General features: G+C 42.1%; 15 protein-coding genes. 4 read left to right on the top strand and 11 right to left on the bottom strand.

The window, feature by feature from the left end:
• Nucleotides 1-20: 20 nt before the first annotated feature.
• Nucleotides 21-878 (top strand): Rpn family recombination-promoting nuclease/putative transposase, encoded by an 858-nt coding sequence (locus tag HWQ36_RS17975; RefSeq protein WP_292705050.1) that lies wholly within the window; start codon nt 21-23, stop codon nt 876-878.
• Between the two features lie 3 nt (nt 879-881).
• Here the strand turns inward: HWQ36_RS17975 and HWQ36_RS17970 are convergent, their stop codons facing one another.
• The 7 genes from HWQ36_RS17970 to HWQ36_RS17940 form a co-directional block, all read right to left on the bottom strand.
• Nucleotides 882-1,661, bottom strand: a complete 780-nt coding sequence (locus tag HWQ36_RS17970; protein ID WP_292705049.1) for an ABC transporter ATP-binding protein — start codon at nt 1,659-1,661, stop codon at nt 882-884.
• Nucleotides 1,658-2,620 carry a branched-chain amino acid ABC transporter permease gene (locus HWQ36_RS17965; protein WP_292705048.1) on the bottom strand — a complete coding sequence of 321 codons (963 nt, stop codon included), beginning with the start codon at nt 2,618-2,620 and terminating at the stop codon, nt 1,658-1,660. The genes HWQ36_RS17970 and HWQ36_RS17965 overlap by 4 nt, the downstream gene beginning before the upstream one ends.
• A gap of 75 nt (nt 2,621-2,695) precedes the next feature.
• Nucleotides 2,696-3,646 carry a branched-chain amino acid ABC transporter permease gene (locus HWQ36_RS17960; protein WP_292705047.1) on the bottom strand — a complete coding sequence of 317 codons (951 nt, stop codon included), beginning with the start codon at nt 3,644-3,646 and terminating at the stop codon, nt 2,696-2,698.
• A 7-nt stretch (nt 3,647-3,653) separates the two neighbouring features.
• Nucleotides 3,654-4,895 (bottom strand): ABC transporter substrate-binding protein, encoded by a 1,242-nt coding sequence (locus HWQ36_RS17955; RefSeq protein WP_292705046.1) that lies wholly within the window; start codon nt 4,893-4,895, stop codon nt 3,654-3,656.
• Between the two features lie 226 nt (nt 4,896-5,121).
• Nucleotides 5,122-5,448, bottom strand: a complete 327-nt coding sequence (locus HWQ36_RS17950) for a DUF6464 family protein (protein WP_292705045.1) — start codon at nt 5,446-5,448, stop codon at nt 5,122-5,124.
• Nucleotides 5,449-5,674: 226 nt separating this feature from the next.
• The gene (locus HWQ36_RS17945) at nt 5,675-6,181 is read right to left on the bottom strand and encodes a hypothetical protein (RefSeq protein ID WP_292705044.1); all 507 of its coding nucleotides are present in this window, start codon (nt 6,179-6,181) and stop codon (nt 5,675-5,677) included.
• A 763-nt stretch (nt 6,182-6,944) separates the two neighbouring features.
• Complete coding sequence (locus HWQ36_RS17940) at nt 6,945-7,964, bottom strand: 1-acyl-sn-glycerol-3-phosphate acyltransferase (protein WP_292705043.1); 1,020 nt, start codon at nt 7,962-7,964, stop codon at nt 6,945-6,947.
• A gap of 381 nt (nt 7,965-8,345) precedes the next feature.
• On the opposite strand from HWQ36_RS17940, the gene HWQ36_RS17935 reads away from it, so the two are divergent.
• The 3 genes from HWQ36_RS17935 (at nt 8,346) to HWQ36_RS17925 (ending at nt 12,738) form a co-directional block, all read left to right on the top strand.
• A complete protein-coding gene (locus tag HWQ36_RS17935; RefSeq protein WP_292705042.1) occupies nt 8,346-8,600 on the top strand; it encodes a helix-turn-helix domain-containing protein in 255 nt (84 codons plus the stop codon).
• 35 nt (nt 8,601-8,635) lie between these two features.
• Entirely contained in the window at nt 8,636-12,358 is a 3,723-nt protein-coding gene (locus HWQ36_RS17930; protein ID WP_292705041.1) for a PAS domain S-box protein, read from the top strand.
• 218 nt (nt 12,359-12,576) lie between these two features.
• Nucleotides 12,577-12,738: a hypothetical protein gene (locus tag HWQ36_RS17925; protein WP_292698506.1), complete on the top strand. Its 162-nt coding sequence runs from the start codon at nt 12,577-12,579 to the stop codon at nt 12,736-12,738.
• A 17-nt stretch (nt 12,739-12,755) separates the two neighbouring features.
• Here the strand turns inward: HWQ36_RS17925 and HWQ36_RS17920 are convergent, their stop codons facing one another.
• The 4 genes from HWQ36_RS17920 to HWQ36_RS17905 form a co-directional block, all read right to left on the bottom strand.
• Nucleotides 12,756-13,307 carry a hypothetical protein gene (locus HWQ36_RS17920; RefSeq protein ID WP_292705040.1) on the bottom strand — a complete coding sequence of 184 codons (552 nt, stop codon included), beginning with the start codon at nt 13,305-13,307 and terminating at the stop codon, nt 12,756-12,758.
• A 370-nt stretch (nt 13,308-13,677) separates the two neighbouring features.
• A complete protein-coding gene (locus HWQ36_RS17915; RefSeq protein WP_292705039.1) occupies nt 13,678-14,889 on the bottom strand; it encodes an aspartate aminotransferase in 1,212 nt (403 codons plus the stop codon).
• A complete protein-coding gene (locus HWQ36_RS17910; protein ID WP_292705038.1) occupies nt 14,886-16,076 on the bottom strand; it encodes an iron-containing alcohol dehydrogenase family protein in 1,191 nt (396 codons plus the stop codon). Before HWQ36_RS17910 ends, HWQ36_RS17915 begins: the two co-directional genes overlap by 4 nt.
• A gap of 853 nt (nt 16,077-16,929) precedes the next feature.
• The gene (locus HWQ36_RS17905) at nt 16,930-17,451 is read right to left on the bottom strand and encodes a Ycf51 family protein (RefSeq protein ID WP_292705037.1); all 522 of its coding nucleotides are present in this window, start codon (nt 17,449-17,451) and stop codon (nt 16,930-16,932) included.
• Nucleotides 17,452-17,584: the final 133 nt, after the last annotated feature.

The following is a 17,584-nucleotide window of genomic DNA, read 5'->3' as shown; positions in this document are numbered from 1 at the left end:
CTGAGTGCATCTATACCTTAATGACGAAGCCTGCTGATGTCAGTACCAAAAAATTAATCAGCCTCGCACCCAATAACTGGGTAAGATGGGTAACGCAGATTCCTGATGTTGTTGCTGGGGAAATTCTAAATAGTGAATTTCAGTGGATTAGCCGGGAAAGTGATGTTTTAATCCGTGTCAGTAGTCCGCAACATGGAGAATTTTTGCTTCTCAACGAATTGCAATTACGCTATCAATCCAACATGCCACGTCGGATGCGTGCTTATGCTGCACTTGCGGAAGAAAAATATAACTTACCAACATACCCCGTTCTCATCAATATTCTGAAAACTGGTAACAACGAAATACCCACAAACTTTACATCAAATATTGCAGGATTACGGGCAATACAAGATTATCGGGTAATTAACCTGTGGGAAATTGATGTCAATATTGCTTTTCAACAACCCTTACCATCCTTACTGCCATTTGTACCCATTCTCAAAGGTGGTGAAAATGAATCTATTATTAGAGAAGCATTGCAAATCCTCCGTGCTGATGAACAACTCAACCAACTAGAAACAGTTCTAGCTTTTTTTGCTACGTTTGTTTTAGAGAATACGCTCATTCAAGAAATCATGAGGTGGGATATGTCTGTATTACGTGAGTCACCTTGGTATCAAGAAATTTTACGCGAAGGGGAAGCACGCGGGAAAGCAAGCGGGGAACTACAAGGAATACTTTCTGCGATTGAAATTAATTTAGAGTTGAAATTTAGCGATCGCGGTTTACAATTGATGGCACAAATTAACCAGATTCAGGATTTAGAGCGTTTAAAGACAATTTTACGAAATATTGTCACTGCAAATACTATTGAAGAATTGCAACAGATTTTGTAATTCTCAAGTTAGTTGTTCATTACCCAAATAAGCTTCAATTACAGCCGGATCGTTTCTAACTACAGATGGTTCACCCAAAGCAATCAACTGTCCAAAATCTAACACGGCAATGCGATCGCACAAACCCATAACCAAGGGTACATGGTGTTCAATCAGCACAATTGTTAAATTAAACTGTTCTCGCAGACTACGGATAAATTCACTCAGTTGCTGCTTTTCGTTGGGGTTCATCCCCGCAGCAGGTTCGTCGAGGAGTAAGATTTGCGGTTCTAAGGCTAAAGCGCGGGCAATTTCCAGCCGACGCTGATCTCCGTATGCGAAGTTTTTGGCTTTTTCGTCAGCGCGATCGCTCAATCCCACCATCTCTAATAATTGTAAAGCTTTTCGCCTGCTTTTTTTCTCTTCCCGACGCGCTGGTGGTAATCCCAAAACTCCTGTTAATAGATTACTTTTATTCAGCAAATGTCGGGCAATTATGACATTTTCTAGCGCTGACAATTCACCAAATAAGCGAATATTTTGAAAAGTCCGAGCAATACCTAAACCTGCAATTTGATGGGGGCGTAGTTGGGAAATATTAGCACCTTGATAGCATAACTCTCCACTAGAAAGGGGAATAAAAGCTGTAATCAAATTAAACAGTGTTGTTTTCCCAGCACCGTTAGGGCCAATTAATCCAAAAATCTCATGTTGATTGACTGTAAAAGATACATTATTTACCGCCACTAAACCCCCAAAGCGGCGAGTCAGTGATTTTGCTTCTAAAACAATGTGATTTATCATTGCGCTGCGTCTTTAATCAGATCGGCCGCTTTTATCAATTGCTTTTTACACTTTTTCAAAATATCTGGAGTTACAAATCCTTGGGGAAAAAATATAGTTCCTAAGACTATTAATATACCATAAATAATTAATCTGCCATCTCGTAAAAATTGGGCTAACCAATTTGGTAATCCTGCTATATCGGCGATTCTTCGCAAAACAATTTCTAATAAAACTTTCAATACAATTGCACCTACCACCGAACCTAAAAAAGTTCTAGAACCACCAATTAATACAATCGTCAAATAGGTAATGCTAGCATCAAAAGTACCTTGTCGAGCATTCCAGGTATTGAGAAAATGAGCGCTGATTACACCTACAATTCCAGCAAGAATTGCTCCGAGAGTAAAGGCTAAAACTTTGTAGTATGTGGGGTTTATTCCCATTGCACTGGCAGCTAATTCATCTTCACGGATGGCAATGAATGCCCTACCTGTGCGAATACGTTCTAAACGGTAAAATAATACCATACTAATTAATAGTAATGGTACAGCAATCCACAAATATTCGATTTGGCTTTGGAAGGGTTGAGGAATACCAAAAATTCCTACAGCACCGCCTGTAATATCTAAATTTAAGGATACAACTCGCAATACTTCTACAAAAGCAATAGTTGCGATCGCTAAATAAATTCCCCGCAACCTTAATGCCGGAATTCCCACTATTACAGCTAATATACCGGAGATTAAACCAGCAATCAACATCTCTAATAAAAGTAACGGAATGGGAAATAAATTATTACTAGATGGGAAAACTTTTGTAGATAAAATCGCTGCAATATATCCACCTAAAGCATAAAATCCAGGACTAGCCAAAGACAATTGTCCAGCCATCAGTGGTAAATAAAGCGATAATCCTAATAAAGCCTCCAATACCATGTAGACTAGTGGTGATTCATAAGTAGAGAAAAATTCAGCCATTGTAAAATATTTTAATTAAGCTGTTAATAAAAGTTAATTTTTATTTGGTGTATGTTTTCATCGCGCTACGTCTCTTTAAACTTTTTGAATAAACCGACGACCTAGCAAACCTTGGGGTCTAACTAACAACATGATAAATAATATTCCGTAGGCTACAGCTTCTTTGTAACCGGAATATTCCGCCGGCACAAAAGCTTCAACTAATCCAATGAGTAATCCTCCTAAAACTGCGCCGGGAATACTACCTAAACCACCTAAGACAATTACCGCTAAACCCCGCAATCCAAAAGCAATGCCGAAATATGGCCCAGCAATACTAACACTAGAAGCGACTAAGGTTCCTGCTAATCCTGCTAAGAAACTGCTGATGAAGAATGTTAGGATAATAAAACGATCGCTATTAATGCCTAACAAACTAGCTGTAGTCGGATCTTCTGCGATCGCTTGCATTGCTTTACCATACTTAGTCCGGTTGATAAAGTAGGTAATAATTGCCACAATCGCAACTGATACAGCAAAAATTATTATCTGAACGGTGCGAATCGGAATTTCCTTTTCTGGAGTCCCAAAATTAATCGAAGGTGGTAAATTCCCATAAGTATCTGCGGGGTATGTGTAACTTTCTGCGCCTACCAAATACTGGATTAAGTTCACAATTACCACTGCTACCCCCAAGCTGGAAACAACAGTTAGTAAGGGATCAGATCCTTGACGGCGTAAAGGTTGAAAAGCAACCCGTTCCATCACTACCCCAATAAATCCCGCCAAGGTACTTCCTAAAATTAAGGCTATAGCAAATGGTAATTTTATCGGCAAGACTGCATTAGCTAACAAGCCATTAAATCCAAAGTTACCACCCATGAGGGCATAAGTGAAATATGCACCCAAGGTAAAAATCGCGCCATGAGCTAAATTAATGATGCCCAAAATTGAATACACTAAGGTATATCCCAATGCAAAAATTGCATAGATACTACCAATAGATAATCCGTTCAAAAATTGTTGCAGAAATAGAGTGATATCCATGTTGCAACTATTTTATAAATACAAATTTTCCAGTATTTCCGTCTTTATCCATCTTAATTTGGGCGACATAAAATTCTTTTTGAATCACATCCCCTACTGGTGTAAAAGCAATCTCACCTAAGGGTGTATCATATTTTCCAGCTAGTATTTGCTTGTTCAATTCTGTTCGCAGTTTATCAAGAGGTAATGTGCTGATTTTAGATTTTTTATCCAACTCTTTAAGAGCTTCAACATACACCTGCACCGCAGTAAAAGATTGACCGGTAAATTGGGCTGGTTCTTTTTTGTATTGCTCAATATAGGCTTGGCGAAATATCTTATTAATCTCACCAGGATATTCAGGACTGTAAGCTTGAGCAATCAGCACACCATCGCAAAGGGCTTTACACACTGATAAAACATTGGGTGTATTCAGACCATTACCACCAATAATTATGCCTTTATAACCTAACTCTCGCAGTTGTCGCACTAAGTTACCACCATCAGCAGCTAGCCCCGAAATAATTACTAAATCTGGTTTTAAGTTAATTGCATTAGTAGCTTGGGCTTGAAAGTCGGTATCAGTAGTTTGGAACTTTTGAACTGTTACTAATTCTAGCCCTTGTTCTTTAACTGCTTGTTGAAAAATCTCTGTTTCTGATTTATTAAATGCGTCATTTTGGGCGTAAAAAACTGCCACTTTTTTAATTTGAGGATTCTGCTTGAGTGCAGCTTTCACCGAATTAGGGGCAACTATAGAGACAGGGGCAGATACACGAGCTACATAATCACCAATTTCTGGAATTCCTTTGGCGGTATTTGATGCTCCAATAACTGGAACTTTTGCACGTTCGGCAACGGGATCGGCACTAAAAGCTTGCTGTGATAAAGTAGGGCCAACAATACCCACAACTTTATCTTTATTAATTAAAGTTTGAAAAGCGTTAATTGCTCCAGCTTCATCACCGCTCGTATCTTGGGGTACTAATTTAATCGGAGTGCCATTAATACCACCTTTGCTATTGAAATACTTCTCAGCAATTCTGGCTCCCACAAATCCCTCTTGACCTAGTAATGCTACGTTGCTGGTTTGTGCTAAGGCAATACCGATGGGAATAGCGCCCGATGTCGTCGTTGTCTGGGCAGTGTTAGTTGTAGTGTTATTTGGAGTCCTATTTGGAGTAGTTGTCACAGAGCCACCGCCACAGCCTGTTAGTAGCAAAGCGCAAGTTGATAATAATGCTGTTGTCTGAGCGATCGCGTTGTTCATCGTTAAATAATCATGTAGTTATTAGATATTCGGCAAAAGTTCATAGTAATTTTCATAATCTGCAAACCAAATGACGCAGATTTATACTTTTGCACGAATTCTATTAAATCATTCTTATTTCACCATGCAAAGACAAATATTCAAAGTGCTTCTAAATACAAATTATTATAATTAGTAATGATTTTATCATTCCCCATCAGTTTAGTTGAATCCTAAGTAAGTACTTTTAAACCCCTTTTTCGCTACCAGGTAATCCTTTCGGTTCGTAGTGACGGCAACCGTTACATGGGCCGTCGGGATTGACAGCACAACGCATATAGCCGGATCGGGCATTAAATTTGCAGCTGATATCGCCGATTAAATAACCTACCCCTTCTAAATAATAGCGATCGCTTTCAATCGGTCTAAGGTTTTGCCGTCCCTCTACTACTGAAAAATTCATGGCTGCTTGCCTCATCCGTAAACGCGATCGCGCATGGGTTTTGCGGATCGCCCACAGAGAAATCAGGGACGGTAAAAAACCAACGGCAATTACTAAAAGTGTCTTTAACACCTTCTTTTTACCTCTTCTGTGCGCTGATTGATTGTCCCTGATGTTGCACTCTGGTTTACGGAAGTGCAAATATTAGGGCAGTTTTACCTAATTGCAACCATAGTTGGTAGCGATTAGCAATGGCAGTGTAGTATCTAGCAATTTTAACGAAGAAGTTTCTTCTGCCACTTCAATCAGCATAACTGTTACAATTCCAGGCGTGAACTGCCGTTGAATGTTGATAATTTTAAGATTTGTTGACTAATGCCGAATGGCACAAGTGTCTTGTGTCAGTCTTTGCCCCACTCTTGTTTTTTCTGTGTCGCTGCGATGCTAATCTTTTTTTGGTTTGCTGACGAAGTTGCTGTGCTAGCAGTGCAGCTTCCCTTTCGGCTCGGAATAAATCAACTTTTCGCGTTGTCAAAATAAATGATTCGTCAGGTTTTCGTTTCACCCAAGGGACGCTAACTGCGAAATACTGACAAATCTGTTTACCTAGCTCCTTCTTCAAGAGTGGGTAACGTTTTTGACTATTCAGTGTGTTAGCGATCGCTTTCAACTCTAATATCGCTGCTTCCAACTCTGCCGCCATCTGGTTGATGCGCTCGACTTGTGTTATCAAACGCTCCCGTTCACTGATGATTTTTTCCTGTTGGGGTTGCAGTGGCACTATTGCAGTAGTTACAGGTGTAGGCTGCAACAGCGAGACTTTCAGCAAAATGGGCTTTTTGTCCGTGTCTGAGATTTTTTTCATACTACCTCAAGTAAAGCTAGCTGACTTTTAAGGCATTTTAGCAGCAAATTAGTATATTTGTACTATATATTTTATCCGAGATTTAATCTGAGAAATTTTTACTATTTTTGTGGGAAGGGCAACATGAGCGTATTTCCGGGCGCTCATGTTGCCATTGGTGTCAACTTAACGTGAAACCCAAGACCTACTCAATTACTAATTAAGTCGTCGGAACCCCACCCCGCTTTTGTCTAGCGACAAAATCTCCCCTCCCCGTTCACCTACCGTGTATACACAAGTCAGCAGACCTCTCCCCAAACCCCTCTCCGACGCGGAGAGGGGCTTTGAATCTTACTCCCCTTCCCTCGCAGGGAAGGGGCTGGGGGTTAGGTCTGGGAGCGCTTTGAGCAAAATAAGTCACTTGTGTGTACACGGTAGCCCCGTTCACGGGGAGGGGTAAAATGACTGTGGAATAAGCGTTTGCTCTTAAGTTGACACCAATGGCTTTTCGGCCCACCCCACAAGAATCATCCCTTAATTCAATAGGTTTTATCGAACAGAATTCATTCTGTTAGCGATAGCGGGGCGTTTAGCCCATTCTGACTCCTGAATTCTATTTCGATAAAGTTTTTGTAGTGGCGCGGCAAGGCTAAAAAAAAAAAAAAAATTGTAGGTTGGGGAGCCACTGCGTTGCGCGGGTTTCCCGCGTTGTAGCAAGTGGCGTTGGAGGCTTTGCGTAACCCAACCTACGTCTAATTAAAATCACACCCTACTTAAGATTTACTTACTTTATCAATAGTCTCTGATTAATTTTTAATTGCAGTTTTTCTCGTAATTTTTGTGCTTGCTGATAAGCTACTGTCCTGTTTGAATTGTGTAATTCTGCTGATTCTAAAGGCTGAATATAGTAATGCAAGCGAGTTCTCATTGCCCAAATTCCCATTGAAGGAAACAGAATTAAGACAAACATGAAAGGCGATAAAGGCAAGAATGGTAATTTGAATAGTCGTTGCAATTTCTGGAAATTAATAGCCCAAGGATGTAAAAATTCACTCCCGATGCAAACTACTGGGAGAATGGGAATATGATAGCGATCGCTCAACTTAACAAAACTCACATCAAACTTTTCTAGTTGATAGCGTCTTTTCCAACCTTTCAGAGGGCCGCGGATACCTTCGGGTGCATATAAGATGATTTTATCTTGGGCCATAGCTGCCTTAAAATCATCTGATTCGGCTCGCACACCACCCAAAACCTGCGACCATTTGGGTGGTAGCCACCAAATAACCCAAGGATGATCAAATAATGCTGGATTTGCTACAGGTTGTACCACCCATCCTCTAGATTCACTTAATAAATAGCCCAAACTCAAAAAATCCCAAGGGAAACACATCCCTGCGTGATTCATTGTTACAATCAAGGGCCCTGTTTGCGGCAAGTTTTCGACTTGTTGTAATTCTCCCCGAAAATAGTATTTGACGATGGGGCCGAGAACTTCTTGGCGAAAAGCTTGTTGATATTTGGGATCAAATTCACCAAGTTCTGTTCGGGGTGAACGAAAACCAAGACGCAACCAGCGAATCAGCATCGCTAGATAAAATCCGCCAGGAATTAAAAATAATCCATATTCTAGCCAATTCCAACCGTCTGTATCGGTATGATAGTGCTGCCAATGGCGGTTGAATAAAATTAGCCAGCCTGGAGGATACCAAAGACAAAACCAATCAAACCAGCTAAATATATATTCACCTGGTTCATTTCCCAGTTGAGGATCGAGGAGGTTTTGGGAGTGTTGATTAATCAAAACGGTTAAAGTTCAGGCAAACATTTGATTAGAAGTGCATTATAGCTTTATAGTTTTGCCATTGGTATCTGACTCAGGGTAAGCGCATCTCAAACATTACTGACAAGAAGGTTTAGAGAGATCATCCTGTTGGAATAAGTAAGCAGTGATAATAATTTAATATTTATTTAATAGTTAGCTTATTTGGTCGCACTGCTTTACAACAGTGAACATTCATCAGAACTATGGCAGAGGAGTTAAATCATTGAACAGCAAGCAATGAAGACTAATAAATGATAGTGGGATTTCGCCAAAAGATAAAATTGACAACAACTAATGATTATTTAAATTCTTCCTCAAGTTGGAGCCAAATGGCGAGACACCTGTCCTAATCTTCCTATTATGGAACTAAAAAAGCCACTAAAAATTTCAGATTTAATCCGTGAACTCCGGCAGCAACTGGATCTTTCTCAGGAAAAATTTGCAGCCAAGCTGGGAGTTTCTCTACGAACAGTCAATCGTTGGGAGAACGGATCTACAGTGCCTTCACAGATGGCACTAAAGCTAATTGAAGAAATGTTACAGAAGATAGGCGAACCAGGTAAAAGGCTACTGAACGAGTATCTCCTAAAAGTGGAGCAACGGGAGGACTCTTAAAGATGATAGTGAAAGTACCCGAAAAGATTTTGATCATGTCTTGGTTACTAACTTATGGTGTGATGATTCTGGCAGTCATAGCGGCGCTGCTGCTGACGGGACTGTTGCTGCCAGTCTTCGATCCGAGCGTATTTACATTATTTTATGCTGCTGTGGCAGTCAGCGCCTGGTATGGCGGCATGGGACCTGGAGTATTAGCGATCGCTTTTTCTGTTACAACTGCGCTCTATTTTTTAATCGAGCCAGTCTATTCGTTCGATTTTCTCAGCCTGAACGTCTTAGTACAATTAACCACATTCTCACTAGTATCCTTCTTAATTACCGCCCTCTCTTCAGAGTTGCGAACTGCTAGACGCAAGGCAGAGACAAGCCTGAAGTTGTTGCAAAATAGCGAAATGCGGTTTAGTCGCCTGGCAGAATCCAACATCATTGGAGTTATTGTTACCCATCTGAAGAACGGCTCCATCATCGAAGCCAATGATGCTTTTCTAAAAATAGTCGGCTATACGCGAGAAGATTTGTCTGCTAACCAAATAAAGTGGCGTGAGATTACCCCACCGGAGCATCTTCTATTGAGTGAGTGTTCAGTGGAAGAACTGAGAACGACCGGAGTATGTAAACCCTTTGAGAAGGAGTATATCTGCAAAGATGGCACAAGAGTCCCCGTTTTGCTCGGTTCTGTCCTCGTGGAAGACAGCGAAGAAACTGTGATTGGCTTTGTTGTTGATTTGAGCGAACGCAAACAAGCCGAACAAATCTTGCGGGAGAAGGAAGAACGTCTGAGGTTAGCTAACGAGCGTTTTCAGTTAGCAGCATCGGCGGTCAACTGTCTCATTTATGACTGGAATCTAGAACAGGATACCGTTGAAAGAACCGATGGGTTAACCCGGATTTTGGGCTATTCCCTCGATATTGCTGAACCAACAGGTAATTGGTGGCGTGGACTTGTCCATCCAGAGGATTTGCAGCGTATACAAGAGGAAGCGGTAGTTGCTTTGGCAAATAGCGATCGCTATACTGCTGAGTATCGCATTCGCAACCAAGATAACCAGTACGTCTATATATTGGATCAGGGTATAGTGGTGCAACGGGATGCTGATGGAAAACCAGTCCGCGTAGTTGGCAGCACTACAGATATCAGCGAACGCAAGCAAGCAGAGAAAGCAGTCCAAGAAAGTGAAGAACGACTCAGGAGTTTTGTTAAAGCGAATATAGTTGGCATTATCTTTGGTGATGTGAATGGTAGTATTACTGAAGCCAACGACGAGTTCTTGCGAATTGTGGGCTATACCCAAGCAGATATCCAGGTAGGCAGACTACGCTGGAGTGATATTACGCCTCCTGAGTATCAATATTTAGATGAATTGGCTATTACTGAAGCAACAGTAAAGGGAACCTGTACACCTTATGAAAAGGAATGTATTCGCAAAGATGGTTCTATTGTTCCAGTTGTAGTTGGCTACTCCCTTTTAGGAGAATCTGGGCAGAAATCAGTTGCATTTATTCTTGATATTAGTGACCTCAAGCAAGCTAAAAAAGCGCTGAATCAGAGTCAAGAGCAATTTCAAGCTTTTATGGACAATATTCCCGCCGCAGCATGGATTACGAATGCAGACGGGCGTGTACTTTACCTCAGTCCAACTTATCTGAGCATATTCGATGTAGCAACAAAAAAAGCGATTAATAAAAACATTTTTGACCTATATCCAGCCCAAATCGCTCAACCCTTCCTTGATAACATTAGAATGGTTGCCCAGATGAATCAGGTTGTTGAAACCATCGAGTCTGCCCCACGCACAGATGGCACTCTAGGGGAATTTTTGGTATATCAATTTCCCATTGCCAGTGCGTCTGGGCAACGCCTAGTAGGAGGGGTTGCAGTTGACATCACCGAACGCGAACGCATCCTTCGTGAACGCCAGCTTGCAGAACTTGCTTTGCAAAAGCGTAGTGAAAGACTCAAACTGCTCTCTGAAACCACCAGTGATTTGCTCTCAACAGAGCGTCCCTTGGATTTAATGAACAGTTTGTTTAGCAAACTCTCGGCGCAGATGGATTTGCATTTTTACTTCCACTATCTAATTGAGACGCACGAAAATCAGCAGAAATTTCGGTTAGTAGCTTGGAACGGCATTAATGATGAAGTATTTCAAGCAATTGAATACCTGGAATTTAATCAAGGAATGTGCGGACTAATAGCACAAGAACGCCGTCAAATTGTCGTCAATGATGTACTAAACTCTACTCATCCAAATGCCCACATCCTCCAGGCTTTGAAGATCACAGCTTATGCAGGTCAACCCTTAATTGCTCAGGGAAAACTGCTTGGTGTCCTCTCCTTTGCCAGTCGCACCCGTACCCACTTTACCTCTGGGGATATTGCCCTACTGCAAGCAACCTCCGATCAGATAGCGGTTGCTCTAGAACGCGCCGAGTTAATGACTTCGTTACAGCGACGCAAAGAAGAATTGATCCAAGCTAATCGGATTAAAGATGAATTTTTGGCGGTTCTTTCCCACGAACTTCGCACGCCGCTAAACCCGATTTTGGGATGGTCAAAGTTACTGCAAACGAAAAAGTATGATGAAGCAACCACCACTCGCGCTCTCGAAACCATTGAGCGCAATGCCAAGCTTCAAACGCAATTAATTGAAGATTTACTGGATGTCTCTCGCATTTTGCAAGGTAAACTGAGTCTGAATATTGCTCCTGTAAATCTAGAAACTGCGATCGCATCTGCAATAGAAACTGTACATCTCGCCGCCCAAGCAAAATCTATCAATTTGCGATTTACGATTTTAGACTTTCCTGCGGAACGCTACGCGAACGGCTACGCTCAGTCGAACGATTTTGGATTAGAAAATTCTTATGAAAATTTAGAATCTATCGATTTTAACAACCAATCTGACGATCTCAAATCCCAAATCCAAGTTACGCTTCCAGCACCCCAAAGGTGCGATTCCAAATTCCTAGTAACCGGTGATTCCGGTCGCTTGCAGCAAGTTATCTGGAATTTACTTTCCAATGCGATTAAGTTTACGCCCCAAGGTGGAGAGGTAGAAATTAGTTTACAATCTGTTGGTTCTCAGGTTCAACTTCGAGTCAGTGATACAGGTCAGGGAATTAGCCCAGATTTTTTACCTTATGTATTTGACTACTTCCGACAAGCTGATGGTGCAACTACCAGAAAATTCGGCGGATTGGGATTAGGATTAGCTATTGTTCGTCACATCGTCGAGCTACATGGAGGCACTGTTAAGGCAGAAAGTTTAGGCGAAGAACAGGGAGCAATTTTTACAGTCATGCTACCGATAATCAAGATTCATCCAAATAGCCACCAGGTGCGTAGACAACCTGATGATTTACCCAATCTAAATGGGGTGAAAGTTCTGCTTGTGGATGATGAGCGTGATACCAGAGAGTTAATTGCTTTCATTTTGGAGCAATCTGGCGCGATAGTAACTCAGACAGCATCGGCTGTGGAAGCATTACAAACTATGCCTCAGTTCCAGCCAAATCTGCTGTTAAGCGACATTGGGATGCCGGAAATAGACGGCTATATGCTGATGCGTCAAATCAGAGCGATGTCACCAGAACAAGGAGGGACAATTCCAGCGATCGCTCTTACCGCTTATGCTGGTGAGGCTGATTACCAACAGGCAATCGCTGCCGGATTTGGGCAGCATATCACCAAACCTGTGGAGCCAGCTAAATTAGTTCGCGCGATCGCAAACCTGATTTCTGAATTTATGTTGTAGCGATCTGAAAACTAACTTACAACCCTTAGAAGCTCCAAAAAGACATAATTAACTCAGAGACGAATGGCACCTTTGAAAAATAAGTACTCGTGCTTCACTTCTAGTAAAGCGATCGGGAACTGACTTATGAGGGGTAGAGAGGGGTAAGGTTTTTGACTAACGCTCTTTTATGACTCTCGTGGGATAAAAATCATCCACCCTTATTTTTAAGGACTTTGATGAACTTAGGCGTAGGTTGGGTTGAGGAACGAAACCCAACACCAACAATCTCTGATTTTGTTGGGGTTTCACTAAAGTTCAAACGCCACTTGCTTCAAGCCGGGAAACCCGGACAACGCAGTGGCTCCCCAACCTACGAATATTTTATTTTTTCGGAGTAATAAAAGAGCGCTAATGACTAATTTTGAGCATTTACTTCAGTTTTGCTTAACCAAATCACTAGGTCATCTGCATGAATTTCTATCTCACTTCCTAAAGTTTTGACATACAAAAGTCCCTTACTAATAGTTAAATCTATGATTGGATACCATGAATCTCTTGTCTGGATTAAAAGATCCGATGGAATTCCTAGTTGTAAAGTATTCTTGCGATATTTCCACCAAGCTCGCCATAAAAGGACAGATTTAGTACATTGCAACCTATAGTCTTTAGGGATTTGGCAGTATTGATAGTGATAGAAACCACGACTATCCATGTTTCCTTTAAGGAGATAATTGCATTCTGGTAAAGCCTGATTCAATAATTCCCAATGGGATGAGTTAGACAAAATCAAAAATTCAGTTGGGGTAGTATTTAGTTGAGCAATGGCAATTACGCCTTCAGCCTTTGTTGATAGATGGTTAGTGTTATAAACTGTTTGTGCTGTTAAAGAACGATTTGCCAATAAAATATCTTTTTTCTGGATAGAGTTGTCTACAAACTCTCGAACTAAATCTAAATTAGATAACATAAAATTATTTATACTAAATCAACTAGTGTTGTAATTTCTCTTACACTCTGTATTTAGTAATTACACTAGTCTCGTCCGTCAACCCGGATAATTCTCAACTTGATTTATACTGACTTCGTTGTTGGATCAAAGCTTTGTCAGCGCAGCAAATATACCTCAATATCGTTCAGTTAAGTCCGAAGTCCTCTGTAGATACACGTTAGCGTCTCGTAGAGAAGCTCAATACGGTTTGGATAAGCAGGGGAAGCAGGGGAGGAAGAATCTAACGAGCATCTTCGCTCCCAAAATTGAATAATTTAATTTCTGGAAGTCCCTAATGTCGTGTCTCTACGTGCCGAAATCAATACCAAAAATTCTTAACTGAACATTTTCATTGTGAAGCAGATATTACAGCTTCAGGTTGATAGCGGATACCAGCTTGCTTAAAGCGGTGTAAAGCTTCACCCAAGCGATCGCAATCTGCAATCAAACTTATCCGTACATACCCTTCACCTGCAACCCCAAAGGCATTACCTGGGGTAAGAACAACACCAGTTTGCTGCAACACGTTCAAGGCAAAATCAGTAGAACCCATACCAACGGGACACTTCACCCAAAGATACATTGTCGCCTTAGTTTTGGGGATATCCCAACCCAACTCTCCTAACCCGTCAATGAGGAAATCGCGGCGGGTACGGTAGCGTTGTTGTACCTCGTGCAAATACACATCTGGCAATTGCAAGGCGGTTTCGGCTGCTTTTTGCAAGGCGGAAAAAATACCGTAATCCAAGTTAGTTTTCAGTGTCCGCAAACCTTGAATTACATGGCGATTCCCCACCACAAACCCAACACGCCAACCAGCCATATTGTAGGTTTTAGATAAGGTGTGAAATTCTACACCAATATCTTTCGCGCCGGGAATTTCTAGCAAGCTAGTGGGTTGATAACCATCAAAAGCTAACTCGGCATAACATAAATCATGCACCAGCAGAATTTCATATTTGCGGGCGAAGGCGACGATTTCTTCAAAAAATTCGCGGGGTGCGGTGGCAGCAGTGGGATTGCTGGGATAGTTGAAATAGAGAATCTTAGCTTGTCTTGCAACCTCGTCAGGAATGGCAGCTAAATCGATTAACCAGTCATTCTCTGGTTTAAGAATCAAACTGTGGATTTTGCCGCCTGCGATCGCGGGGCCGCGAAAATGGGCAGGATAAGCTGGGGAAGGAACCAGAACTAAATCACCAGGGTTAACGTAGGCGATCGCAAGATGGGTTAATCCTTCTTTAGAACCCAGCAATGGCAGAGCTTCGCTATCGGGATCGAGAACCACACCATAACGGCGATGATACCAATTAGTAATCGCCCGACGAAAACTAGCAGTCCCTTCAAAGGGCGGATAACCGTGATTGGCGGGATCTTTCAAGGCTGCGATCGCTGCTTCTACAACTGGTGCTGGTGTCGCGCCGTCGGGGTTTCCCATACCCAAATCAATTAAATCTAACCCTTGTTCCCGTGCTTTCGCTTTTAGTTCATCTAAACGGGCAAATACATAAGGTGGCAGTTTTTGTATGCGTTCTGCTGGGACAATCCAATTTAAACTCATTTTTCAACCTCGTCACTAATTCCCTTGGGCGAAACTCGATTCATGTCTTTGCTATCTATAGGTGCAGTGGTGGAAACCATTGCTGCCATCAACTGTTCTGGCGCGACTTTAAATGGTAGTCGATGGATGTCAGAATTAGGAATTAGAGCAACTTCGGCGGCTGTTTGTAACTCGCCTAATGTAATATTGCCCAATCCCAAATCACTTAATTTTTGGGGTAGTCCAATTTCTGTGTAGAACTTTAACAACTGTTGTCGTGCTGATGCTGCTAGTTGATTGCCTTGTAGCATTTCTTCTAAACGCAGTTGTACCAAAATCCCAAAAGCAACTTTTTCGCCATGAATACTGCCATGTCCTGAAATATGAGTTAAACCATTATGCACGGCATGGGCAGCAACTGTGCGACACTGCGCCCCTCCAAGTCCTCCAACTACCCCAGCGAGTAAAACACTTGCGTCTACGACTTCTCGCCAAACTTCACCACCTGGTTCCTTCAAGGCGGCGGCTGACTTTTGTAAGAGGATATCTCGCAAAACTCGTGCTTGTTGCACCGCCGCAATAATTAAAGTGTCTTGCAAATGCCCACTGCTAACAGAGGCTTCATACCATTTAGCGATCGCATCACCAATTCCAGCTACTAACGTCCGTTGTGGAGCAGTTTTAATCAAGTCATAATCGAGTATCAGTAAATCGGGACAACGAGACAATCCCACATCGTAGAGAAACGCCCCATCTTCCGAATAAACATTCGACAAGGCACTCCAAGCGGCACACGTAGCCCCTGATGTCGGAATTGTCACCACTGGTAACTTTAACTGCTGCGCGAGTAATTTCGCTGTATCCAAGGCTTTGCCGCCACCAACACCGATAATTACATCAGCTTTATGTTCTTTTGCCTTCTTCTGTAAAGATTTCAGGCTAGCTTCGCAGCAATCTGGACTGTATGAAGCTTGAACAGGATGTAACTGTTGCGTTTCTAGAACTGGTTGCAAATTCTTTCGGCTGATGGTGAGAGTAGATTCACCTGCCACAATTAAGGGACGACTTCCCAAACAGGCAATCTCTGCTGCGGCTGCGTGCAACACCCCAGAACCACGGATGACTTTTGCCGGGGCAACTGTGAGCGTAAATAATGAACTAGAAGTTTGAGTAGACAAAGAAGGTTGAGTAGAAATTTGATTAGACATATAATCTAGTTTGCCAAAACCTTGATATTTCTTAATCTAATAGACTTGCAACCAAAGATACTTGTTGCCAGATGGCTACAAACTTGCATCTGACTCAACTAGGTTTTAACCGATTTAATTGCCAACTGGTTAAGCAATTTAGCGACGTTGCTTGAATCTGTGATGTCCATTAGCCTGAAATCCCGAACTATCAAAGTTTTGAATAACCATATAATTAATTAACATTACCACTCTCAGATTCTCAAGAAAAGTGATTGAGAACTGAATCGTCTGTCGCAAAAGAGGCAAGGGGGCAGGGAGCAAGGGGGATAGAAAAGAATTAGGATTCAAGCCCACCTGCGCGAAAACCACTCAGCTTTTATTGGGGGATTCAACGAAGAGTCAGAGGGACGACAGGGGGCAGAGGAAAAAGTTTTCCCCAGTATTTCTCCCCTGCTCCCTGCTCCCTGCCTCTTCGTCGATGGTCATTTCAGCTATAGATAGGTGCGTAAGGGTGTACAGATAGATGTCCACTCCCACGCCGTTCCCTTTAACTGCAAAAAATTGTAAAAATGTCAATAGTGGCAATTAGAATAACAACTGACAGTATTCATTACCGACACGCTGATTGATCTTTTTCCACAGTAGAATTACGAAAGTGTGAATATATTAATCTAATAATAACTATTAATGTATCGGTAAATACAAAATAAATTATGTCATTCTGATAAAAAGCATGGGGCATTGGGAATTGGGAATTGGGCATTGGGCATGAAGAAGAGACAAGGAAGAGTGAGGAGACAAGGGAGAGACTTATTCAATAATTCCCCCCCAGCTCCCTGCTCCCTGCCCCCTGCCCCCTGCCCCCTACTTCTTAAGCGTTAGGTTTTGGCAATTGGGCGAATTTGTCTGTGTAAATTTCCACTGTGACTGGGGAATTTTGATGAGAAACGAGCGATCGCTTGGCCTCACCCAAGTAAACTGGTACAGAAACCCCTGTTTGCGGGTGGATAATGATGCGGGCGCGAACTGTCAACTTGTCGTCTTCCCGTGTACCGGAACGACCATAAGAAAATAGATTACTAGCAGCTTGACGTAAAGTTGCTTCTAATTGTGTGGGTGTAATTTTGGGTGATGTAGTAATAACCGCTTGGGTTGAGCCATTGTCATAAACTAGAGTATACTTGGCTGCTCCTGGAATCACAGCCCGACTCAAGGGGACTATGGACAGTGCAAATAAACCACCTGTCAGCACCAGCATAAAGCCAGTCGTACCCACCAGCCGAAAGCGGATGCCCCATTTGAGAATAAAAGCCAAAACTGCTAAGGCAGCGAATGCCAAAGTAGCTATACCTGACCATTGGGTGTACTGAAGAAAGTTAGCTGTTGTGAGCATAAGGTTGGTTATGGATGCGTCTTTTTTTCGTTACCGACACACCCATTTTACCGAGAGCTTAGGGACTTCCAAGAAATAAATTATTCCATCTTGTGGGGTGGGCATCCTGCCCGCCCTGAATATGGGACGGGTG

The organism is Nostoc sp. NMS2 (assembly GCF_017115105.1).
Lineage (GTDB): Bacteria > Cyanobacteriota > Cyanobacteriia > Cyanobacteriales > Nostocaceae > Nostoc.
Note: the sequence above shows the minus strand (reverse complement) of the source record. Positions and strands in the feature narration are given on the sequence as shown.